The sequence below is a fragment of the Pseudomonas sp. B10 genome (assembly GCF_900156235.1).
In the GTDB taxonomy this organism is placed as follows: domain Bacteria; phylum Pseudomonadota; class Gammaproteobacteria; order Pseudomonadales; family Pseudomonadaceae; genus Aquipseudomonas; species Aquipseudomonas siliginis.
Map to the genome: position 1 here is coordinate 4268211 of NZ_LT707063.1, position 21299 is coordinate 4289509.

General features: G+C 62.0%; 20 protein-coding genes. 8 read left to right on the top strand and 12 right to left on the bottom strand.

Features of this window, described 5'->3' with window-relative positions:
• Positions 1-4: 4 nt before the first annotated feature.
• From BXA01_RS19235 to BXA01_RS19245, 3 genes are all read left to right on the top strand, one after another.
• Positions 5-616 carry a DUF4136 domain-containing protein gene (locus BXA01_RS19235; RefSeq protein ID WP_076565564.1) on the top strand — a complete coding sequence of 204 codons (612 nt, stop codon included), beginning with the start codon at positions 5-7 and terminating at the stop codon, positions 614-616.
• A 41-nt stretch (positions 617-657) separates the two neighbouring features.
• The gene (locus BXA01_RS19240; protein WP_076565566.1) at positions 658-1215 is read left to right on the top strand and encodes a DUF4136 domain-containing protein; all 558 of its coding nucleotides are present in this window, start codon (positions 658-660) and stop codon (positions 1213-1215) included.
• A gap of 218 nt (positions 1216-1433) precedes the next feature.
• Positions 1434-3431, top strand: a complete 1998-nt coding sequence (locus BXA01_RS19245; protein ID WP_076565568.1) for a pilus assembly protein TadG-related protein — start codon at positions 1434-1436, stop codon at positions 3429-3431.
• On the opposite strand, the gene BXA01_RS19250 is transcribed toward BXA01_RS19245, so the two are convergent.
• Together BXA01_RS19250 and BXA01_RS19255 are read right to left on the bottom strand one after the other, a co-directional pair.
• On the bottom strand, positions 3416-6178 hold the full coding sequence (locus tag BXA01_RS19250; protein ID WP_076565570.1) for a PAS domain-containing sensor histidine kinase: 2763 nt from the start codon (positions 6176-6178) through the stop codon (positions 3416-3418). The two genes, BXA01_RS19245 and BXA01_RS19250, sit on opposite strands and share 16 nt — an antisense overlap.
• A complete protein-coding gene (locus BXA01_RS19255; RefSeq protein WP_024011435.1) occupies positions 6175-6621 on the bottom strand; it encodes a TadE/TadG family type IV pilus assembly protein in 447 nt (148 codons plus the stop codon). Before BXA01_RS19255 ends, BXA01_RS19250 begins: the two co-directional genes overlap by 4 nt.
• A gap of 75 nt (positions 6622-6696) precedes the next feature.
• Here BXA01_RS19255 and BXA01_RS19260 point away from each other — a divergent pair, with 75 nt between their 5' ends.
• The 3 genes from BXA01_RS19260 to BXA01_RS19270 all read left to right on the top strand — a co-directional run bounded on the left by BXA01_RS19260 (position 6697) and on the right by BXA01_RS19270 (position 9309).
• Positions 6697-7167 carry a prepilin peptidase gene (locus tag BXA01_RS19260; RefSeq protein WP_076565572.1) on the top strand — a complete coding sequence of 157 codons (471 nt, stop codon included), beginning with the start codon at positions 6697-6699 and terminating at the stop codon, positions 7165-7167.
• 106 nt (positions 7168-7273) lie between these two features.
• Complete coding sequence (locus BXA01_RS19265; RefSeq protein WP_442961919.1) at positions 7274-8053, top strand: response regulator; 780 nt, start codon at positions 7274-7276, stop codon at positions 8051-8053.
• An 893-nt stretch (positions 8054-8946) separates the two neighbouring features.
• Positions 8947-9309, top strand: a complete 363-nt coding sequence (locus BXA01_RS19270) for a DUF6124 family protein (protein WP_076565574.1) — start codon at positions 8947-8949, stop codon at positions 9307-9309.
• A 112-nt stretch (positions 9310-9421) separates the two neighbouring features.
• Here BXA01_RS19270 and BXA01_RS19275 read toward each other — a convergent pair whose 3' ends face one another.
• From BXA01_RS19275 to cpaB, 8 genes are read right to left on the bottom strand one after another with little or no spacing between them, the layout of a single operon-like run.
• Positions 9422-9694: a DUF3613 domain-containing protein gene (locus BXA01_RS19275; RefSeq protein ID WP_024011439.1), complete on the bottom strand. Its 273-nt coding sequence runs from the start codon at positions 9692-9694 to the stop codon at positions 9422-9424.
• A gap of 9 nt (positions 9695-9703) precedes the next feature.
• The gene (locus BXA01_RS19280) at positions 9704-10426 is read right to left on the bottom strand and encodes a tetratricopeptide repeat protein (RefSeq protein ID WP_076565575.1); all 723 of its coding nucleotides are present in this window, start codon (positions 10424-10426) and stop codon (positions 9704-9706) included.
• Between the two features lie 23 nt (positions 10427-10449).
• Positions 10450-11334: a type II secretion system F family protein gene (locus BXA01_RS19285; RefSeq protein WP_041480650.1), complete on the bottom strand. Its 885-nt coding sequence runs from the start codon at positions 11332-11334 to the stop codon at positions 10450-10452.
• A gap of 1 nt (position 11335) precedes the next feature.
• Complete coding sequence (locus BXA01_RS19290) at positions 11336-12220, bottom strand: type II secretion system F family protein (RefSeq protein ID WP_076565577.1); 885 nt, start codon at positions 12218-12220, stop codon at positions 11336-11338.
• 17 nt (positions 12221-12237) lie between these two features.
• Positions 12238-13506, bottom strand: coding sequence for a CpaF family protein (locus BXA01_RS19295; RefSeq protein ID WP_076565579.1), 1269 nt, complete (start codon positions 13504-13506; stop codon positions 12238-12240).
• Positions 13503-14693, bottom strand: coding sequence for a pilus assembly protein (locus tag BXA01_RS19300; RefSeq protein WP_076565580.1), 1191 nt, complete (start codon positions 14691-14693; stop codon positions 13503-13505). The genes BXA01_RS19295 and BXA01_RS19300 overlap by 4 nt, the downstream gene beginning before the upstream one ends.
• Entirely contained in the window at positions 14690-15907 is a 1218-nt protein-coding gene (locus tag BXA01_RS19305; protein WP_024011445.1) for a type II and III secretion system protein family protein, read from the bottom strand. The genes BXA01_RS19300 and BXA01_RS19305 overlap by 4 nt, the downstream gene beginning before the upstream one ends.
• Positions 15908-15927: 20 nt before the next feature.
• A complete protein-coding gene (gene cpaB, locus BXA01_RS19310; RefSeq protein WP_076565582.1) occupies positions 15928-16869 on the bottom strand; it encodes a Flp pilus assembly protein CpaB in 942 nt (313 codons plus the stop codon).
• A gap of 329 nt (positions 16870-17198) precedes the next feature.
• Between cpaB and BXA01_RS19315 the strand changes: the two genes are divergently transcribed.
• The gene (locus BXA01_RS19315) at positions 17199-17414 is read left to right on the top strand and encodes a Flp family type IVb pilin (RefSeq protein ID WP_370593582.1); all 216 of its coding nucleotides are present in this window, start codon (positions 17199-17201) and stop codon (positions 17412-17414) included.
• 70 nt (positions 17415-17484) lie between these two features.
• Positions 17485-17892 carry a response regulator gene (locus tag BXA01_RS19320; protein WP_076565583.1) on the top strand — a complete coding sequence of 136 codons (408 nt, stop codon included), beginning with the start codon at positions 17485-17487 and terminating at the stop codon, positions 17890-17892.
• 774 nt (positions 17893-18666) lie between these two features.
• Here the strand turns inward: BXA01_RS19320 and BXA01_RS19325 are convergent.
• Positions 18667-19029 carry a DUF6124 family protein gene (locus tag BXA01_RS19325; protein WP_041479635.1) on the bottom strand — a complete coding sequence of 121 codons (363 nt, stop codon included), beginning with the start codon at positions 19027-19029 and terminating at the stop codon, positions 18667-18669.
• Between the two features lie 521 nt (positions 19030-19550).
• On the bottom strand, positions 19551-21221 hold the full coding sequence (locus BXA01_RS19330) for a ShlB/FhaC/HecB family hemolysin secretion/activation protein (RefSeq protein ID WP_073471828.1): 1671 nt from the start codon (positions 21219-21221) through the stop codon (positions 19551-19553).
• Positions 21222-21299 lie beyond the last annotated feature (78 nt).

Consider the following 21299-nt stretch of genomic DNA (forward strand, 5'->3'; position numbering starts at 1 on the left):
CGACATGAAAGCTCAATGCGGGTTATTGCTGATAAGTCTGGGGTTGGCCGCTTGCCAAGGCAGCAACCCCTACGTGGCTCAGTCACGGCCGTTGCCGCCGGCACCGCCGCAAGCCGCCGCCACCTTCGACCGCAGCGCCTACCCGGCGCCGCCGCGTGATTACGGGCGCTACCGCAACTGGGCCTGGCGCAACGGGCAGTTGCCGCCGGGCACGGCGTGGGCTGACTCGGCGCAGGTGGCCGAGGCGGTCAGCAACGCCCTCGACCAACGCGGCTTGCGGCCGATGCGCGACAACCGCCCGGCCGACCTGCTGGTCAGCGCCGATCTGCGTCTGGAAACCCGTTTGCGTCAGGTGCGCGATGATTACGGCTACTACGGCGGATACGGCGGCTATGATCGTTATGGTCGCGGTTACGGCATGTACAACAGCGTGCCGATCGTGCGCACCTATCAAGAGCAGGTCGTAGTGGTGCGAGTCGATCTGTTCGATGCCGGCAATGGTCAGCCAGTGTGGAGCGCCAGCGCCGAGACCGGCACCCAGGGCAATCAGATCGAACGCGCCGATGCGATCCGCGAGGCTGTGGAAAAAGCCATGGCGGCCTATCCTCCCAGCTGACGTCGTGTCAGCAGGTTCATGTCTTCACCCGGAGAAAAATCATGTTCCGCCGTCTCGCTCTACTCGCTGTTGCCGCGCTGCTCAGTGCCTGCGCTGCCAACCAGGTCAATCACGACTTCGACGCCAGCCGCGACTTTGCCGCTTATCGCAGCTGGAGCTGGAAAGACCCGGCCCTGCAATATCGCCCCGATGATCCGCGCATCAAAAGCGACCTGACCGAACAGCGCATCCGCCAGGCGGTGTCCGATCAACTCGATCAGCGCGGTTTGCGCCCGGCTGCCGGCGGCGGCAAAGGTGACCTGAGCGTGCAGACCTACCTGATCGTCGAGGACCGGCAGCAGCAAGTGACGACCAATTACGGCGGCGGTTGGGGCGGCCCGTGGAATGGCTACTGGGGCGCACCGATGTACAACGAAACGCGCAACATCACCTACAAGGTCGCGACCATTCAGATCGACCTGCTCGACGGCAAGGACGGCAAACTGGTCTGGCGTGGCAGCGATGAGCAAATGCTCAGCAACCGCCCGAATCCGGCCGATCGCAGCAATGCCATTCGCGAGACCGTCACACGGATCCTGGCCAACTATCCACCGCGTTGAACCGCTCTGACCGTCCCTGTGGGAGCGAGCCTGCTCGCGAAGGCGGTGTGTCATTCAGTATTGAATCCTCTGGCACGACGCTTTCGCGAGCAGGCTCGCTCCCACAGTGGCGGTGGTGACAGGAATGGCGCGACGCCAGCAGTCTCGACCGACCGCGTCTACACTCATTTTCACCAACGGAGGTAGCGCTCGGCACTGCGCCGGCAAAGGAGTGCGCCATGTCGCGAGGATCGCAAGGCAACGGCCCGGCCCGGCAACGCGGGGCGATCGGCTTGATGGCGGCCGCCACCCTGAGTCTGGCGCTGGTGATGATGTTGCTGGTGGTCGACAGCGGTCGCTTGTACATGGAACAGCGCAAATTGCAGCGGGTGGTGGATACCGCCGCCCTCGAAGCGGTCAGTCGCGGCGGCAATTGCCTGCCCGGGCTGAGCGCCGCCAGTTATGCCGGGCAAAGTGCGCTGCGCAATGGTTACGTGGCGGATGCCGCCAATACACTCGCGACCACCTGCGGCACACTGGCCACCGCTGCCAGCGGTATGCGCAGTTTCACTGTCGATGCCACGCAATCAAGCGCAGTCAAAGTCGCTGCCAGTCGTACGGTCACCAGCAGTTTTGCCGGCGGTGTGCAGGCGCTGTTCAGCGCCACGCCGGTCAGCCTCAATACCACGCTCAATGCTTCGGCAGTCGCGGCCAAACCGCAGCCGACCGTCGCTCAACTGAATATTCGCAGCACCCTCGCCAGCATCGACACGGCGCAGTCGAACATCCTCAATCCGCTGTTTTCCGGGTTGCTCGGCGGCAACGTCAACCTCACGGCGGTGGGCTGGGACGGTTTGCTGCACACCGATATCAACCTGCTCAAATACCTCGATCAACTGGCCATCGACCTCAACGTCGGCGCCGGCAATTACACGCAGTTGCTCAATACCCAAGCGACCGTGACGCAATTGATTCAGGCCGCAGCGACGGTGGTGCAGCTCAACGGCGCGACTGCGCAAGTGGTCACCGCGCTGGGCCAGTTGCAGGCCGCCGCCATCAATGCGGCGCCGGTCAGACTCGGCGAGATCCTGCAGCTGCAAACCGGCACCACGGCGGCGGGGCTGGATGCCAATCTGCAATTGCTGCAACTGGTGCAGGGCGTGGTGCAACTGGCCAACAGCAAGAGCGCGGTGGCGGCGACCTTGCCGGTCAACGTGCTGGGGCTGGCCGGTGTCACGGTGCGGGTGAAGGTGATCGAGCCGCCGCAGTTCTCGGCGATTGGCGACCCAGCGCGGGCCAAGGCCGATCCGTTGGGACCGGACCGGATATATGTGCGCACCGCGCAGGTGCGCACGCTGCTGTCGGTGAATCTGCCGGTGCTCTCGGGGGTGACGGGGCTGACCAATGCGGTGCTGGGCCTGGTCGGTACGCTGACGCCGACGCTCAATGCGCTGTTGAGCCTGAATCTGGTGGACACGCTCAATTCAGTGTTCTGCCTGTTGGGTGCCGGCTGCCAACAGCTCGATCCGAAGCTGCTGCCCTCACCGCAAATCGACATCGCGCTGGATGCCGGCGGGGCGAAAAGCTATGTCACCGATTACCGCTGCCCGACCGACGACAGCGGCAGCAAAAGCCTGACCGCCACCACCACAACCTCTCTCGCTGATCTCAAACTCGGCAAGATCGATCCTGTCGCGGCGTTCTCTTCAGTCGCCGAACCAACCGTGACGCCGTTGCCGCTGGTCGATCTCGGCATCATCACCTGCCACAAGATTCTCGGCATCGGCAGTTGCGATGCCGCCTCCCGGGTCCAGTACGGCGCGGGCGGCATCGCCCTCAAACTCGACACCAGCGTCGCGCAGACCACACAGAATCTGCTGTTCTCCAGCACCACACCCTTCGTCACCCCGGCCAATCTGAAACTGCCGCCGAGCCTGCTGCCCGCCGCGCCGAGCAGCAACATCGTCGGCAGCCTGGCGAACACGCTTTCCGGCATCAACCTGATCGTTTACAAACCCGTGGGCAGCAACCCGCTGGGCGCTGTCGTCACCGGTGTGGCTTCGTTGATCAGCGACGTCAGCAACCGCTTGTTGCCGGTGGTCACCGGTTTGATCAGCCCCTTGCTCGACCCGTTGTTGAACAATCTGCTCAAAGGCCTGGGCATCAATCTGATGAACACCGAGGTGGGCGCCAACATGACCTGCGGGCAGACCGGCAAGGCCTATCTGGTGATCTGATCATCCGTGGCAATCGGCAATTCGATGCAGAACCGTGCGCCCTCCGTGGAGTTGCGCACGCTCAACTGGCCGCCCATGTTGGCGATGATGCCGTAGCTCACCGACAGGCCCAGGCCGGTGCCGACGCCAATCGGCTTGGTGGTGAAGAACGGCTCGAAGATCCGCTCCAGCAAACGCGGATCGATACCGCCGCCATTGTCCTCGACCCACAGCCGCACGCTTTCCTCGTCGCGCTCGGCGTAGATCGAAATCCACGGCTTGAACGTTGAGTCGCCCTCGCGTTTGCCGAGCAGGGCGTCGCGGGCGTTGACCATCAGGTTGATCAGCACCTGCTCCAACTGATCGACGTAACCACGCACCTGCGCCTCGAAACCGGTCTCACTGATGCGCAGATCGACACCTTTGCCGCGCATGCCTTCGGCCAGTAGCGACAGGGTGCCTTCGATGGCTTGGGCCGGGTTGAACAACTGTTGTTCGATTTCCGAGCGCCGGCCGAACACGCGCATGTGGTCGACCACCTTAGCCGCGCGTTGAACCTGAGCGTCGATGCGGTTGAGTTTGTCGGTCAGGTAATCGACCTGCACATCACCGTTGCCGAGGCGCTTGAGCACGTTGACGATGGCCATGCGCATGACGTTCAGCGGTTGATTGATCTCGTGAGCAAGGCCGGTGGCCATTTCGCCGAGGGTGGCCATTTTCGCGCTTTGGGTGAGTTGCTGTTGCGAGCGGCGCACCTCGGTGTTGTCGCGGCCCACCGCTTGCACTTCGATCAACTGTCCCTGCTCATCGAACACGCCGCGATCCGACCAGACCCACCAGGCGTGTTCGCGTCCGGGCAATTGCAGGCTGATTTCCGCTGTACTCACTGGCTGTTGCGGCGTCAGTTGGCTCAAGCGCTGAACGAACGCTGCGCGCTGTTCATCGGACATCCAGCCACCCAGATCAACCCCGGGCAGTTGTTCCGGGGTGCATTCCAGATAAGTCGCCAACGGTCGGTTGCCAAAGATCAGCGTCAGGTCAGGGCGATAACGGCAGATCATCGCCGGCGAGTCCTCGACCAGAATCCGGTAACGCTCCTCGCTCTGCCGCACCTGCTCGGCGGCAAGCGTTGCGTCGGTGACGTCCAGCCACAAGCCCACCGCCTCGACCGGCAGGCCGAGATCGTTGCGCAGCAGTTTTGCCTCATCGAGCAGCCAGTGGTACTCGCCACGGTTGTCGCGCAGGCGATAACGCGCGCGCACCGAGCCTTCGCGCAACAATTGGCGGTTGCGCTGGAAATACAGTTCACGGTCGTCGGGATGCACGCGCTCGGCCAGTGTTGCTGCATCGCAATCTTCCAGCGTCCAGCCCAGCAAGGGTTGCAGGCTGGCGCTGAAAAACGCCGGGATCAGTGCACCTTCTGCATAGCGCTGCACGTAGATCACCGCCGGTGAACTGGCAATCAGATTATCCAGCCGCGCATGGGCGGCAGCGGCGCGCTGTTGTTGATTCTGGATGTCGCTGATGTCGAGCATGAACCCGACCAGACGCCGATGCTCACCGGTGCCGCTGACCTGGCCCTGAATCCGATACCACGTCGCTGCTGCGCCGGCCTCCGCGCGGTGCAGACGCACGCTCAGGGTCAGCGCTTCTCCTTGCAGTTGCAGGGCGCGCAGGCGGCTGCGCAACTCGGCGCGATCGGCGGGATGAAACAGCGACAGCCAGTCTTCTACCGGCAGCAGGCGATCGCTGAGATTCAGTGCGGAGGCCAGCGTCGGCGCCAGCGCAATCTGCTCTTCGGCACTGATTTCCCACCAGCCAGTGCCGAGCAGGTTTTGCAGCGAGTCCAGGCGCTCCATCGATTGCACATGGCGCTGCTCGCGCAAGCGGCTGAGCAGCGGCCCGGCCAGCGCGCCGGCCAGGGTCAGCCAGTCACGATCGGTCAGCCATGGCGCCACGTTGTCGACCGTATAAAACCCGCAGAGCAGCCAGGCGACCACACCCTGGTCATTGCTGTAGGGCACGGCGAAACCGTTGGCGTTGCCGAACGTGGCCTGCAATCGCGAATGTTCATAGCGGCCCTGCGGGCCGGCGAGGCGTTGCGGCGCGCTGCCGTTGAGGCTGTCCAGCGGCGTGCCCAGCGGCTGGCCGTCCTCCCACAATTGCGGGGCGTCGTGGCCACGAAACTGTTGATGAATCTGCCAGCCCTGGGCCTGTTCATCGAGCAGCGCCACTGCCAGACAGGGGATGTGCCAGCGCTGGGCGATCGCCTGCAATTGTTCACCAAGCACCGTCGGCAGACGCGTCAGACTGCACGTGCGCAGACGATCGCTGACCTGCGCGGCGAGGGTCTGGCAGGCGTCGCGATCGCGCGCTTGCTGGCGTTCGAGCAACAGGTCGGCGATGTCGAGCATCTGCAGTTGCCAGCCATCGTTTAGTGGCTGCACCCAGCCGCGAAGGTGCAGCGGCTGATCATTCAAGCCAGTGAAATCCAGATCAAGTAATTGCCCGTGCCAGTCCCTCGGCCGACCTTCGATGGTCAACAGGCTATGCGGCAGCAGATAGGCGCGGAGCGGCAGCGGCTGACCTTGGGGTTTGTGCTGGGCAAGCAAATGCCGCAGCGGGCCGGCGATCTGCAACACGGCGCCGTTGCCATCCAGATAAAAATGCAGGCCGATGGGCGGCGCGCCGAGATGGTCCGGCAAGTCGTGGGCTGCGACGGGGGCGCGCTTGAGCAAGCGCCCGAAAAGCTTATCGCCGGCGGTCAAAATTGCAGGCTCGATCGGGCGGTGAGGTGCGTGGGCAGATTGGGCACCGTGCCGATCCCGGGCAGCACCAGAAACGGCATGATCTGATTGAGCTTGCTCACCGGGTAATTGACGCTGACGGTCAGGGTGCCAGTCCCCGCGTCGTACGCCGCACTGGTGTCGGTGCCGACCACCAGATTCAAGGCTGAGGGCAGCCATTGCAGTTGTTGGGTCAGCGCGGCATTGGCGGTGTTGACCACCACCGTCGAATAGTTCGGCGTGGTCGGGTCGACCGCAACGCTGCGGCGCACCGCCTCGGCGGTGGCCTGGTTGAACGATTGCATCATCACGAAGGGCAGGCCGTAGCTGACCAGCCCGTAAAACACTGCGAAAAAGATGATGAACACCAAGGCGAATTCGATCGCCACCGCACCTTTTTGCGACCTGCGAAAGCCGTTTTTCATGCGTGCGTCTACCCTGACAGTCACTGCGTAGTATCAGCATAGAATCAATCAGGCAAAACGGACGGCTTTCAGCGGATGCAGATTTTCCTTGTTCTGATCTGGCTGGCGATCTGCGCCGCCCAAGATGCCCGGCAGCGACGCATTTCCAACGCATTGACGTTAGGCGTCGGCGCGCTGGCGTTGGTCTGGTTGTTGGCGACTGGCACTACTTGGCTGGGCGCCAACGCGGCGCAAGGCGGCTGGGCCTGCCTGATCGCTCTGCTGCTGACGCTGCCGGGTTATTTCTTGGGCCGCATGGGCGCCGGCGATGTGAAATTAATGACAGCCCTGGCTCTTGCGACGAACGGCGTATTCGTTCTTGGCGCGTTTATCGGCGCGGGCGTGGCCAGCGTGCTGTGGCTGCTGCTCGCGCCAAAAGTCTGGCCTCATATGGCTCAAGGAGTTAGAGAGCATGTGCGTCATCTGGCCCCGGACAAGTCAAAAAAGCTGCCATTTGCGCCGTTCGTGTGGGTAGGTGTAGTGCTTTCGCTGTACTGGATCACCTGATCGCGGGGTGCCACTAGTCCTATGTACATAGTCGGAAAGTGGGTCTACTTTCAATTCAGGCGAATACGCCACCAAAGTGCAGGAACCGTCAGCGTTGGCCGAGCAAATGGAGTGGTTCGTGAACAAGCCTAATTCGGTAAAAATCCTCGTGGTCGATGATCAGCCGCTGATCGTTGAAGAACTCTGTGAGTTTCTCGAGAGCAGTGGCTACCGTTGCGTGCCGTGCGACTCGAGTCTTGAAGCCATCGAGCTGTTCAGGGCGGACCCGGACATCGGTCTGGTGCTGAGTGACTTGCATATGCCGGACATGGACGGCATCGAGTTGATCCAGGCGTTGCAGCGGCTGGCCGGCAAGCAGCGGGTGTTCGAGGCGATCATGCTCACCGGGCGCGCTGACAAGCAGGATGTGATCAAGGCGTTGCGTGCGGGGATTGCCGATTACTATCAGAAGCCGATCGATCTGGCAGAGTTGCTTGAGGGGGTGCAGCGCCAGGAACTGGCTTTGCAGGAGCGGCAGAAGAATCTGCATCTGGGGCATTTGAATCAGAAGTTGCAGTTTTTGTCCGAGTCGATTGATGACCTTTATCAGGATCTGGACAAGGTGCGGCGCTCGCCCGTGCCGGTGCTGGCCGATGGTGAGCCTGAGTCCGTGGAGATGCCGGCGGTGTTCAATCAGTTGTCGCCCCGGCAGTTGGATGTGGCGCGGTTGGTGGGCAAGGGGCAGACCAATTATCAGATTGCCTGTGAGTTGGGGATTACCGAGAACACGGTGAAGTTGTATGTGTCGCAGGTGTTGCGGTTGACGCATATGCATAATCGGACGCAGTTGGCTTTGGCTTTGTCGCCCAGTGGTTCTGCTGGACGGCAGCGGGTTACGGCGCATTGACTTGGCGGCCTTTGGGCCGACCATGCTTTGGGTGGTTGGGGTGAATATCCGTTTTTTTGGGTGTCGCTGATTACGGTTCCGCCCTTACGGCGGGTCACTTTTGGCAAACGCCCCAAAAGTAACCAAAAGGTCTTCGCCCTGACGTTCGGCCCGCTCGCTGGGGCTCGGGGTTCCTTCGCTCCGGGATCGATCCTGGCGCAGCGGCTCCGGTTTGCTTCGCTGCACCTACACTCGCTGTGTACGACTGCGTCGTACGGTCGCTGCGCTCCCACGCCCGGATCAATCCCTCCACTCAGCCTGCCGACGGCTCCCAGATCAAGATCAAAAGCTACTCGAGCTTGCGCTCATTGTTTTGAGTGGTGAAAAGCATGCGGTGTCTGGCTTTTGTTTTGCGCTGGATTCGCCCCTCACCCCAGCCCTCTCCCGAGGGAGAGGGAGCCGATTTGCGGGTTGTTCAAAATTTGCATTCGACTCGGTATCTCAGGTCGGCATACCTGACCCAAACAACTCGGTCGGTCCCCTCTCCCTCTGGGAGAGGGCTAGGGTGAGGGTGCTTTTGATTTTGATTGTTTAAATCTGTGTCTGATTTGCCAGAACCTTCCCACAAGGTTTTCAGGTTGTCCGTCGGACGTCGGGTCACTAGTCTCTGGCTGTCGTCGAATCTTCGGCGATCGGGTGTGAGAACCCTGCTACTTATGGTCATCCAGTATCTGTGCACGCATAATCGCCGGCAGCTTGCCCGCTGTCTGCAATGTGTCATGGCGGCTGTGTGCGGGCAGACTTCGGTCTGGCCGGGTGTCCATAACCGGTATTCTCACCCCGCATACAGTTGCCACCTTTTGCCCCGTGAGAATGGCATTGGGTCGCACCGCAGATTTTGGAGAGCCGTTTCAATGGACAAACTGATCCCAGACCCACCCCCATCCCCCACCACCCCGCTCGAAGACGCCATGCGCGCCGACGATCTGGTGAAAAACCGCGAAGCGATAAAACGCGCGCTCGATTTCTATCTCTGCCCCGAACCTGCCAAACCGCACCCGCCCAGCACGCTGTTCATGGTGGTGCCCAATGTCGATACCGAAAGCCTGTTGGCGCATGCCTGTGAGTCGCTGGCGTCAGCGAGTGCGATGGCGAGTAATTTCGCTGGTGAGTTGAGCGGGTTTCAGCGCAGCACGGCGTTGGCGATTCAGCAGATTGTCATGCTGGCCGAGCTAGCCGTGAATCGAGCGCTGGATCGGGTTGATCCGCAGACCTGACCTGCGACCGCGTTATCGTTCTTCGCGAGCAGGCTCGCTCCCACAGGGGAAATGCATTGCAAACTGTGGGAGCGAACCTGCTCGCGAAGGGGCCTTTAAGGGCACCACCAGACTAATTCTTGCTCTCGATCTTCCCGCCCGCATCCGGATCGTAAAAATCCGGAATCTCGTACTGGTATTTCTTCAGCCAGCGCTGCATCGCCAGTTCGCGTTCGGTGGCTGTGGCGCTTTGCGGTTTGGGCGAGGCGGCTTTGTTGCGGCTTTGCAGGACCAGCCAGCCTTCGGTTTCCTGCTGCTGCGCAGAAGCAGGGCCGGTGTCGATGGCGTGGGCGGTGAGGGGCAGGGTGAGCAGGGTCAGGTAGCACAGGCCTTTGCGGATGGTCATGGCTGTCTCCTATTCGAGCGTCGGCGGTAGCGGGTCGATGAAGGCGGCGACGCGGTCGCCGGGTGTGGCTTTGGCGTGGCTCGGGGCTTTGAGTTTTTCCGCGCGTTGCTGCGCTTCGGTGAATTGTTCCGGGGTCAGTTTCGAGCGGCTGACGATTTCCGCAGCTTGCGGCCAGTCGTTCTGGTAGAGCAGCAGGGTGACCATGTTCAGCGTCGCCAGTTGATTGTTCTGGCTCAGCTCGATGGCGGTGAGGAATTCGAATTTCGCTTCGTTGAGGCGCAGTTGGTTGAGGTAGACCACGCCGAGGTCATTGCGGATTTTTTCGTCAGTGGGCGCCAGGCGCGCGGCGCGTTGCAGGTGGGCCTGGGCCTGGCCGTTGTCGCCACGGGCGGCGTAGACCTGGCCCAGGCCATGTTCGGCCTGGGCGGTGAGGCAGCCGCCGAGCAGGCTGCGGTAGAGCGGCTCGGCTTCGCTGCGACCGAGCAGGCGATAGACCTTGGCTTTGCGCAGGCGCACTTCGCTGAGGTTGTCCGGCAGGCTTTGCAGGTTGGCGAGGCTGGCGTGGAGCTTGCCGTCGCTGGCCAGATCATCGGCGAGATTCAGCGACAGCTCCTGCTCCGAGGTCAGCTTGCTGCAACTGGACGGCGACAGCAGCGAGGTCCACGGCGCCTGGCCATCCGTGGCGCAGCCGCTGAGCAACAACAGACTTGCCATGACTATCAGTACTTTCATCAAACGCTCTCCATGAGCCAAGGTCAGTTTGCGAACGCGCGGGCAATGGCGGTGAAGCCCGGGCCGGCCAGTACGATCAGCAGGGCGGGAAACAGAAACAGCATCATCACCACCGACATCTTCGCCGACATTTTCGAGATGTATTCCTGCAGCCGGGTCAGGCGTCGGTCATCGAGCAATTGCTTGAGCGCCAACAGCGATTTCATCGCGCCGCCGCCCTGGTGGATCAGTTGCTGGAGGATCACGCAGGTGTCGGTGAATTCGTCCACCGCGAGCATCACCGCGGTCTTGTTCAGCTCCTGACCCAGCTCCAGACCGGAGTCGACGCGGCTGAGGATCAGGCGCAGTTCGCTGGTCAGTTCCGGCAGCAGTTTCTGTGCTTCGACGCTGAGCACGCGCAGCGCTTGTTCAACGGCCATGCCGGATTCGAAGAGGATGCGCAGCAGCGGAATGAACGTGGAGATTTCCACGGCGATGGTTTTCTGTCGGCGGGCGGCGGCGTAGGCGAGCAGGCGTTTGGGCAAGAGATAGCCGCCGCCCGCAGCGAACATTGGCGCCATCCAGCGATGGCTGGTCTGCGGGAAAAACACTTCCTGCAAAAAGATCGCCAGCCCCAGAGCGAGCAGCGGCGTGCCGATCTGGCAGGCGGCGAAGAGCGCGCGCTCGTTGGCGCGGCGCCAGCCGAGGCGGCCGAGCAGGGTCTGGGTTTCGCTGTCGATACTTACCGAACCCCGGCCGAAACGGCTGTTGCCCAGCGCGCGCAGCCAGTGGCCGAAACGGTTCTCCCGGACCAATTGGCCGTGCAAGCGCTGATGCACCTGACGCACGCGGCGGCGCTCGGTGAGCAAGTGATTGCCCAGCAATAACAGCGAACCGAGGAGCAACAGCGACGCCGCGAGCCAGACCATCTCAAACGCTCCGCAACATGCGCCACAGCGCCAGACTGCCCAGCACCTGCAACACGGCGGCGCTGAGCAGCATGGTCTGGCCGCTTTCGTCGTGCCACATGCCGAGCATGTAGCCGGGGTTGGTCAGCATGAAGTAGCTCACCAGAATCAACGGCAGCAAACCCAAAACCCAAGCGGTCATGCGCGTTTCCCCGGTAAGGGCGCGCAACTGCCGCGCGCCCTGGTCGCGCTCGCGGATCAGTTTGATCAGATTCTCCAGCAGCTCACTGGCATTGCCGCCGTAGCGGTGATTGACCTTCAGGCCGAGGGCGAACATGCGCAGTTCGTCCTGCTCGTAGAGTTCGGCAAAATCGCTGACCGCATCGGGCAGGTTCACCCCCAGTTGCACGTTGCGCTGCACCCGGCCCATGGCCGCTTTCAAAGGGTCTTCACTGGCCTCGATGCCGCCCAGCACCGCATCGCTCAGCGTGCGCCCGGATTTGAGACTGCGTACGGTGTGGTCGAGCAATTGCGGCAGTTGTTCGATCATGCGGCGGATCCGCCGTCGGTAGCGAATGGCGATGTACAGCCGCAACGCCACGGGCGGGACGAGCAACATGATCAGCAAACCAACCCAGTTCCCGAGCAGAAATCCCAGGCCCATGGCCGCCGCCCACAGGCTCAGCCACAGACCGAAACGCTCGCTCGGCCGACCCAGTCCAGCACGCAGAAACATGCGTTCCAGTCCCACCCACCTGGTCTGCTCGACGGCCAGTTGCGGTTGCCCGGCGGCGAGTCGATTGAGGACTTTCTCCGTCGCGGTCTTGCGCAGGCCTTGCAGGAACAGATAGATCGACAGCCCCAGCAGCATCAGGCAAATGGCGATGAGAATGATCGGTCCCAGCATCTGCGTGCTCCTCGCCGTCAGCCCTGGTGAGCGTCGTGGCGCAGCTTGTCGCCGGCCGGGTTGACCGCTTCGCGCACAAAGCCGAACCCCGTGCGGCGGTCGAGGCGGAACAGGGGGTTGGTGACGTAGACGTCCTCGCGAATCCCGACCACTTCCACCACTTCACTGACGCAGCGCCGGCCATCGGGCATGCGTGTCAGTTGAATGATCACGTCGAGGGCGGCGCAGATCATCTGACGCAGGGTGCGTTCGGCAATCGAGCGCCCGGTCAGGCCGACCAGCGTCTCCAGACGCAGCAGCGCGTCCTGGGCATTGTTGGCGTGCACGGTGCTCATCGAACCGTCGTGGCCGGTGTTCATCGCGGTGAGCACGTCGACCACTTCGACGCCACGGATTTCGCCGAGAATGATCCGGTCGGGACGCATGCGCAGGGCGTTGCGAATCAGGTCGCTGGCCTTGACCTCGCCATGCCCCTCAGCGTTGGGTGGACGGGTTTCCAGACGCACCACATGCGGATGGCCGAGTTGCAGTTCGGCGACGTCTTCGATGGTCACCAGCCGTTCGTGCGGGTTGATCAACTGGCTGAGGATGTTCAACAGCGTGGTCTTGCCGGTGCCGGTGCCGCCACTGATCAGGATGTTGCAGCGCCTGCCCACGGCGTTCTGCAGGAACTCGAAAATCGCCAGATCGATGGTCTGCATCGCCATCAGGTCGGTGCTCTTGAGCATGTCCTTGCGGAACTTGCGGATCGACAGGCACGGGCCGTCGAGGGCAATCGGGGGGATGATCGCGTTGACCCGGCTGCCGTCCGGCAGGCGCGCATCGACCATCGGCGAGGACTCATCGAGGCGGCGCCCGAGCGGCGCAAGAATGCGCTGCATGACCCGCTCGACGTGATGCGCATCGATAAAACGCAGATCGCTCTGATGCAGTACGCCGTCGCGCTCGATGAACACCCGGTGCGGGCCGTTGACCAGAATCTCCGTCACCGACGGGTCGCGCAGCAGGACTTCCAGTGGGCCGAATCCGGTGAGTTCGTCGACGATTTCTTCGCCGAGGCGCTCCATCTCGTAGCGCGAGATCGCCAGGTGCAAACGCGCGATGTATTCGGCGACCTTGTCGGTGACGAACTGCGCCAGTTGCTGGCGTGAACCTTCCAGCAGGTTTTTCCCCGACTCCTCGATGGCGTCGATGATGTAGCGGTGCAGCACCAGTTTCAGGCCTTCGTGATCGCTGTTGCCGATCGCTCCGTGCGACGTTGAGCCAAAGAGTTTTTCTGCGCTCATGAGTGGCCTCGCAGGCGGTCGAACCAGGTGACTTTCGGTTTGCTCAGGCCTTCGGAGCGTTTCGCCAAGCGCTCTCCGAGGGTGCGCAGGCTCTGGGTGAGTTTCTCCCGGGGCGCCAGTTCGAACAGACTCACGCCCTGGTTTTTCGCGTTCAGGCGCACGTCGGGACTGAACGCCAGCACGGCGATGACTTCCAGATTGAAGGTCTTGCCCAGGGTCTCGGCATCCGGCGCGACGTTGCTCAGGTAGCGATCGATCAGCAAGCGCCCGTGCTCGAGTTTCATGCCTTTCTCACGCCATTGATTGAGCACGGCGAGGTTGCGTCGGCAGTTGAGGACGTTCTGGTCGGTGTACCAGAGCAGTTTGTCGCAATGGCTGACGAAGGTGCGCAACGCTTCACTGTCGGCCTGCCCGGTGAGGTTCACGACAATGTGCTGGAAGTGCTGGCGCAAGGCGCTGAGCAGCATGTACAGCTCGGCGGCGCTGGTGGTTTCCAGCGGCTCGTCAGTGTTGGCGTAGGCAAGAATGCGCAGGCCGTGGTCGGCGCTGGTGAAAGCGCTGTCGATCAGCGTCGCGTCGAGGCGGCGCAAATGACGCAGGGCATCGCCGAAGTGAAACGAACTCTCCAGCCCCAACAACGCGAGGCTGTCGCCACGGGGCAGGCCGAGATCGAGCAGCAAGGTTTGCTGGCCGCTCTTCTGCACCACCATGGCCATGTGATTGGCGAGCAAGGCACCGTCGGAACTGCTCTGCACGCCGTACATCACGGTAAGCCCGCCGAGCTGGGTGTTGGGAGTGACGGCGGGCAGGCGTTTGCCCAAGCGCCGCACCAGTCCGGCAACTTCGCTGGAGCGCGAGCCATAGGCAACGAAATCACGCGCGCCGGCGCGCATCGCATTGAGTACGAGCTGATTGTCCATGCCGTCGCCGAGGGCGACGATTGCCAGCATCGGCTTGGCTTCCAGCGCACCTTCGATCAGCGCGCTCTGCGCCACGACATGCTCGCGGTCGAGACCGACGAAGACCAGATTGGCGAACGTTACATCGACCAGCGCGAGCAGTTCGTCGAGGCTGCCGGCACCGGCGCTGATGACCTGGCCGAGTGGCGCGAGGGCGCTTTGCAGCCATTCCAGATCGGTGCTGTTGCGGGTGATGGCGAGAAAGGTCTGGCTGAGATTCTGGTTCATTGCGACAACCCGCTGCGCTTGTCGAAGTTGCCGTTCTCGAGGAAGAACATGCGATAGAAATTCGGGTCGTAATTGCGCAGTTTCTCTCCCGGCAACGACGGCAGTCGCGCGTCCGCCGCCAGTGGCTGGACCAGGTGCGGGGTGACGATCATCAGCAGCTCGCGCTCCTCGCGTTTGATCTGCGAACCTTTGAAAAACGCGCCGAGGATGGGAATGTCACCCAGGCCGGGAAACTTGTTCACTTGCGAGCTGTTGGTGGTGCTGATCAAACCGCTGATGACAAAACTTTCGCCATCACCCAGTGACACGCTGGTATCGGTGCGGCGGATGGTCAGCGCCGGAACGGTGGTGCCGGCGATGTTCACCGCGTTGGCAAAATCCAGTTCGCTGACCTCCGGGGCGACCTTCAGCGCGATGCGGTCGCGGCCGATGATGGTTGGCGTCAGGGTCAGGCGGATGCCGAATTCCTTGTACTCGATCGACACGCTGTCGCTGCCGGAACTGGGCACCGGAATCGGGATTTCCCCGCCGGCCAGGAAGCTCGCACTCTGCCCGTTCAACGCCACCAGACTCGGCCGCGCCAAGGTGTAGGCGAAGCCGCTGGTTTCCAGGGCGTTGATGATCGCCATGGTCTTGCCGCCGACCCAGGAGAAATTGAACAGCGAGTTATCCACCGGCAGGCGTGGCTGCGGCACGCCGTCAATCGGTGGCAGTGTGCCGGGCGAGCCGAACAGGAAATTGCCGCGCGTGCCGATCAGCGACGCCGTGGCTTCCTTGAGTTTGGTCCGGCTGACTTCGACGAAGCGGATGTCGGTCTGCACTTGCGACGGCAGCGTCGGATCGTCGGACGGCACGCTGCTGGTCAGCGCCGTGGTCGCCGCGCCCTGGACAAAGACCATGGCTTGCTGCGGCTGCGCCGAGCAGGCGGTCCAGACCATCAGGCTGGTCGCGCCGGGGCCGACGCCCGTGAGCAAAAAGGACGAACCGCCATTGGCATGCACGTCGGCAATTTTCGGGTCGCCCACTGCCAGCCGAGTGATTGCCACCGGTGACTGCATGTCCTGCTGGAAGCCTTCACCGATTTCGATCACCGAGGGCAGGCGCGGCAGTGCCGAGCAGTTGCCCACCGCCGCGAAGGCGCTGTCCATCGTCAATCCCAACAACAGCAAGGCCCGGAGCGCCGGTTTCAATGTCGGTCTGAGTCGACTCTGCATGCACGTGAATCCTTGCGCAGTCATGGGGTTTGTTGGCTGATCTGGTTGCCGCGAATGATTTCCACCGCAGGCCTGGGCGCCGCGCCGGCATTGGCGGTGGCAGGTGTTTTTTGCGCGCTGCCCAGGGCGAGTTGAGTGAACTGGAAGAGCTGGCTGTTGGCGCGATCCAGATGCGCGGGCGATTGCGCTTCGCCGGCCCAATATTTGGCCAGCCGCTGTTCTTCGCTGCTGCGCACCGCGAGGCGCAAGGTGCCGACTTGAGTGGCGAGCATCAGGCGGCTGAGCAGTTGTTCCGGCACCGCCAGCACCGCAGTCCGCGCGGCGATGCGGCGCTGGTCCTGTTTGAGTTTTTCTTCGGCGCTGAGGCTCGGCGATGCCGGTTGGCCGTCGTTGGTCAGGCCGTACTGATCACCGATCCCGAGCACGCGCAAAGCCGGAACGGCGATCTGCGCCGACTGCTGCAGATTGCTCGCGTCCTCGCGCAGATACAGCAGCACATCGACGTAATCCCCCGGCAGCAACTGCCCGGCGCCACCGATCACTTCATCGACGGCCACGGTCAGTGCGCGCTCGTCGCGGCGAATCATCCGCGCCAGCGCACCGCCGGCCTGGAAGCTTTCGTCATTCAGCCAGGTGCCGGCGCTGAGGTGGCGCCAAGGCGTGCGGCCGACTGCTTGTTCGATGCTGGTCAGGCTGCCGGCCGGTGCGCTGCGCAGTTTTTCCACGGTCACATCGGCGGCGGTCAACGGCGTGAACGGCGCTACATCGTGGAGCAGCACTACTACCGGTTGGCGGGTCTGGTCTTCGGCAATCGCGACAGTCTGTTCAATGCTGACCGCTGGGGCGACGGGCGCTTCGGCGACCGGGGCCGGCTGACGACTGAGCACCAGCCCCCAGTAACCGACAAAAACCGCGCCGAGCAACAGCAACGCGGCTAGGCCCATGGTGACGCGACTGTTCATGACGGCTCTCCCTTTCCTGCTGCACAACCGACTGCATTTGCTTGCGAAAGGCGGACTGAATCGGCAGCTATGAACATGCAACTATTTCGCTATTTCCAAGCTAGCTGATCCAAGCAAAAGCGCCATTAGTGACAGGCGAAATAACCGTACCAAAGTATGACTTTGGCCAGTTAACAGCCGGAAACGGCGGAAAAACGATGGGATTAATGCTTTGTGATTAATGCGTTCTTACAGTTGTTGGGCGGGGGTTTGTTGACAATGCTCAGGTGGCACGGTGGAACCTTGCCGCGGTGGTGATGTCGGCGCCAGAGGCGCGAAGGAGTGGAGCTATGTTTCGTATGACTTTTGATTATGTGATCGCCAAGGCTCGCGCGTTTGCCCGCAGTGAAGAGGGTGCTTCGGCGATTGAGTATGCGATTGTGGTGGCGATGGTGGCGGTGGTGGTTGTGGCGTTCGTCACTCCGCTTGGAGACAGGGTATTGGCGATCTTCAACAATATTCTGACCTCGCTCGATGGTACGGCTGTGACTCGGCCAACGCCTTGATCTTGTGAATACTGCACCTGGCTGATATCGCACTACACTGGATTTACCTTTCAGTATTCAGGTATTGCCTATGAACGCGTCTTCGCCTAACCGCCAACAGTTGCTTCTGGTTGATGATGAAGAAGGCGCGTTGCTGGAGTTGGCGGAGTTGCTGGAGGGGGAGGGGTTTGTCTGTCATACCGCGACGTCGGTGAAGCTGGCGTTGCATCTGTTGACCCGGCATCCGGATATTGCTTTGGTGATTACTGATCTGCGTATGCCCGAGGAGTCGGGCATGTCGTTGATCAGGCGGTTGCGTGAGCATACGTCGCGGGCGCATTTGCCGGTGATTGTGATGTCGGGGCATGCGGATATGGAGGATGTCAGCGATATGTTGCGGTTGCAGGTGTTGGATCTGTTTCGCAAGCCGATTTATCACGTGAGGTTGTTGGAGACTCTCGATACTCTGTTTCCCAAGCCTAAGGTTCAGGGTGGATGAACTCGGCGGCCTTTGGGCCGACCGTGTTGGTGGGGTTTTGGGTGAATATCCGTTGCTGCGGGTGTTGCGGCTGGCGGTTTCGCCCTTACGGCGACTCACTTTTTTTACAAACGCCTAAAAAAAGTAAGCAAAAAAACGCTTGCTCCTACGTTCGGCCCTCGCAGGCTCGGGTTCCTTCGCTCCGGGACTGATCCGGGCGCAGCGGCTCCGGTTTGCTTCGCTGCACCTCCTTCCGCTGTGTCTGGCTGCGCCAGACGGTCGCTGCGCTCCCACGCCCGGATCAATCCCTCCACTCAGCCTTCCGACGTCGCCGGTGGATCAAGATCAAGAGCACTCGAGCTTGCGCTCATTGTGGAGTGGGGCGGCTTCGCCGCGGGCAGCTGCGCTGCTTTGCTTTTGCTTTTGTGGGAGCGAGCCTGCTCGCGAAGGCGGCCTGGCAGCCGACCCATTTCTTCCTGATGTACATCAGTCCTGTGGGAGCTGGCTTGCCAGCGAAGGCGACCTGACGCCGACCTGTTTCTCGCTGATGTACTCGATTCAAACTGTGGGAGCGAGCCTGCTCGCGAAGGCGGTCTGACAGCCGACCTGTTTCTCACTGAAAACCCACGATCAAAACTGTAAGAGTGAGCCTGCTCGCGATAGCGCCCTGCCAGCCAACCCATTCCTGCCTGATGTACATGAATCCTGTGGGAGCTGGCTTGCCAGCGATGGCGGCCAGTCAGCCAACAACACTCTGCCTGTCTCACCACCTGCGCAACCAGCCTCTAGCTCTTGTCACTCCGGCACAAGCCTGTCCAGTACGCGGTTGACCGCCAGTTCGCCCAGCATGATCACCTGTTGTATCCCCAACAGGGAGCTGCGCTGCGGTCCATCGATAAATCCGGCGAGGTCGCTGGCCATGATGCTCGCCGAGGCCAGTGATTCGCAGGCATGGACCAACAGGGTTTCGTTGTCCGCAGCCGGGTCGACGATGAATAGGGTGCTGGGTTTTCGCGGTGCGGCGGGGTCTTTGATGAGGCGGGGGTTGAGGTAGTAATCGATGGCGCGGTCGGCGGCTTCCTTGAGTTTTTGCGCTTCGACGAGCGGGTCGGCGAAAGTCGGATCTGCAAGGGGTGGATCGGGCGTTATCTTTTTCACGGGCTCAGTCTCCTGATGGAGTAGGGCCGCAACCCGTTCGCGACTAAACGAAAGGGAGGCAGCTGCACGCAGGTTAGTCGACCGATGAGCCACGAAATCGGCGCGCCCGAAGGCGCCCTGCGCACAGCCACCATCAAGTGCAGGTATGCAATACCTGGCTGACAGGAACCTGTGCGTCGTGGACAAGCGGGCGACTAAACCCGACCACTGATGAGCAGTGGCAGGCAAACGATAGAACCCGCGCCCCAGGCGCACAAGCCGGCGGATTCTGGCGTAGCCGTAGGCAACGGCGCAAGGATTTGTGGGCTGTTGCGAGGTACCGGGGCGTGTGTTTAAACGGCTGGTTTAAGCGCTGCGATAAATAGTTTGAATAGCCGAACGCTTTCTCGAGCAGGCCCGCTCCCACAGGGCCGGCGGTTGTACTGAGAAACCGTGAACACCGCCGAATCTGTGGGAGCGAGCCTGCTCGCGAAGGCGGTGCGTCAGTCAAAAAAAATCCTGACTGACACACCGCTCGGCCCTTACAACTGGTAACTGAAACTGATGCTGTAGCGAGGCTTGCGATTCAACGTGTCCAGCGCTTCATCGGACATGGCCTTCGCCACTTCCAGGGCGACGTTGTAGTACTTGGCATCGCCGAACCTCAGCCCGACGGCTGTCGATGACAGGTTGTTGGCCTGCACCGGCAGTTGGTTGAACCAGCTGCGCGAGCGGTCGACGACGACGTAGGGTTGCAGGATGCGCACCCAGTTGCCGTCGCGGTTGAAGCTGTAGTTGACCTCGTAAGCGACGCCCCAACCCTTGTCGCCCGAGGCCTGGTCGTCGGGGTAGCCACGGCCGAAGTTCTGCCCGCCGAACACCGCGCGTTCGCTGTCGGGCAAGGTGTCGTCGCTCCAGTACAGCGCCGCCGAGAGCACACCTTGCCAGTTGTCGAGAAACTTGTCGCTCTGCACGCCGGACAATCTGACGCGGAAGAAATCCAGGTCGATGTCGTCGTAGTTGGTGTGCGCGCCGAGGCTGTCGAAGCCCTGGTAGACGCCGGCACTGAGGATGCGCAGTTGGCGGGCGTCGGCCTTGCGCCAGTCGCCTTCGAAAGCCAGGGCGCGGACGTCGGTGCGCAGTTCGGTGCTGAAGGGAAAGTTGATGCCGTCATAGCGCGTCTTGTCGTCGACCGCATACAGGCGCGAGCCGGCGGTCAGCAGTTCGTTGGCGGAGGCGATCAGGGGCGTGCTGAAGCCGATCGAGTAGCGATCGTTCTCGCGGTGGGTACTCAGGCGTCCGCCACCGCCCACCAGCACTTCGGTGTCCGGGTCGGCGCGGTAACGCGAGGCCGAGACGTTGAGTTGCGTGCCTTCGGTATCGAGGAACTGGCTGTAGTCGAGACGGTAGTAATGCTCTTTGTCGTCACCCGGTGGGAACAGGCCGCTGAGGCTCAACTGTTCGCCCATCGACGTCTGCGAATTGCTGCTGACACCGAGCAACGCCTGCGGGCCGTTACGGTTGTCTTCGGTGGTGCTCAGGGTGCTGGTGAACGGTTTGCGACTGGCCTGGGCAACCAGGGTGGTCGCGCCATCGGTGGTGCCCGGCGGTGGCACTTGCGCTTGAATGGTTACCCCGGGAATGCGGCTCATCAGCGTGGTGTAGCGCTCGAAGGTCTTGCGCGTCAGCGGGCGTTCGGCCTGGATTTTCGCGGCGAGTTTGTCGAGCAGACTTTTGACCCGACCGATGTCGCCCTGCATCTGGATATCGCGCACGTAGCCCTCGACCAGCACCACCCGCGCCACGCCGTCATCGAAGTTCTGTTGCGGCAGGAACGCGTAGGACAACAGGTAGCCGTCCTGCTGATAACGACGGGTGATGTTGCGCGTGGCTTCGATCAGTTCGGCAAGGCTGGCCTGACGGCCGATCAGGGGCTTGTAGATTTCCGCGAGTTCGTTGAGCGGGTAGATCGTGCCGCCTTCGATCTGCACGGTCTTGAGGTTGACCTTGGTTTCCATCAGCAATGGCTGCGCGGCGGTCGCACCCGGGTCTGGCACTTGCAGCGGCGCCGCGCTCGGCCGATAGGCGTCGGCGGGCAGGTTGGGTACGGGGAGGTTGCGGATGGTTTCGTTACTGTTGAGAAAGCTGGGCAAGGTGTCGGCGAGGGCAGCGGAACTGAGGCTCAGGCACAGCAGGGATGCCAGTACGCGCATAGGACACTCCATGGTCAGAACACAGCACAGGGCAAGTTTTTCCGTAGAAAAAAGGCGGAAGACTCGTGGGAATCTTCC

Bases quoted from the DNA above. Each gene is read 5' to 3' on its own strand.
- BXA01_RS19235 (WP_076565564.1), top strand. From the start codon at position 5: ATGAAAGCTCAATGCGGGTTATTGCTGATAAGTCTGGGGTTGGCCGCT.
- BXA01_RS19240 (WP_076565566.1), top strand. From the start codon at position 658: ATGTTCCGCCGTCTCGCTCTACTCGCTGTTGCCGCGCTGCTCAGTGCC.
- BXA01_RS19245 (WP_076565568.1), top strand. From the start codon at position 1,434: ATGTCGCGAGGATCGCAAGGCAACGGCCCGGCCCGGCAACGCGGGGCG.
- BXA01_RS19255 (WP_024011435.1), bottom strand. From the start codon at position 6,621: ATGAAAAACGGCTTTCGCAGGTCGCAAAAAGGTGCGGTGGCGATCGAA.
- BXA01_RS19260 (WP_076565572.1), top strand. From the start codon at position 6,697: ATGCAGATTTTCCTTGTTCTGATCTGGCTGGCGATCTGCGCCGCCCAA.
- BXA01_RS19265 (WP_442961919.1), top strand. From the start codon at position 7,274: ATGGAGTGGTTCGTGAACAAGCCTAATTCGGTAAAAATCCTCGTGGTC.
- BXA01_RS19270 (WP_076565574.1), top strand. From the start codon at position 8,947: ATGGACAAACTGATCCCAGACCCACCCCCATCCCCCACCACCCCGCTC.
- BXA01_RS19275 (WP_024011439.1), bottom strand. From the start codon at position 9,694: ATGACCATCCGCAAAGGCCTGTGCTACCTGACCCTGCTCACCCTGCCC.
- BXA01_RS19280 (WP_076565575.1), bottom strand. From the start codon at position 10,426: ATGAAAGTACTGATAGTCATGGCAAGTCTGTTGTTGCTCAGCGGCTGC.
- BXA01_RS19285 (WP_041480650.1), bottom strand. From the start codon at position 11,334: ATGGTCTGGCTCGCGGCGTCGCTGTTGCTCCTCGGTTCGCTGTTATTG.
- BXA01_RS19290 (WP_076565577.1), bottom strand. From the start codon at position 12,220: ATGCTGGGACCGATCATTCTCATCGCCATTTGCCTGATGCTGCTGGGG.
- BXA01_RS19295 (WP_076565579.1), bottom strand. From the start codon at position 13,506: ATGAGCGCAGAAAAACTCTTTGGCTCAACGTCGCACGGAGCGATCGGC.
- BXA01_RS19300 (WP_076565580.1), bottom strand. From the start codon at position 14,693: ATGAACCAGAATCTCAGCCAGACCTTTCTCGCCATCACCCGCAACAGC.
- BXA01_RS19305 (WP_024011445.1), bottom strand. From the start codon at position 15,907: ATGCAGAGTCGACTCAGACCGACATTGAAACCGGCGCTCCGGGCCTTG.
- cpaB (WP_076565582.1), bottom strand. From the start codon at position 16,869: ATGAACAGTCGCGTCACCATGGGCCTAGCCGCGTTGCTGTTGCTCGGC.
- BXA01_RS19315 (WP_370593582.1), top strand. From the start codon at position 17,199: ATGTTTCGTATGACTTTTGATTATGTGATCGCCAAGGCTCGCGCGTTT.
- BXA01_RS19320 (WP_076565583.1), top strand. From the start codon at position 17,485: ATGAACGCGTCTTCGCCTAACCGCCAACAGTTGCTTCTGGTTGATGAT.
- BXA01_RS19330 (WP_073471828.1), bottom strand. From the start codon at position 21,221: ATGCGCGTACTGGCATCCCTGCTGTGCCTGAGCCTCAGTTCCGCTGCC.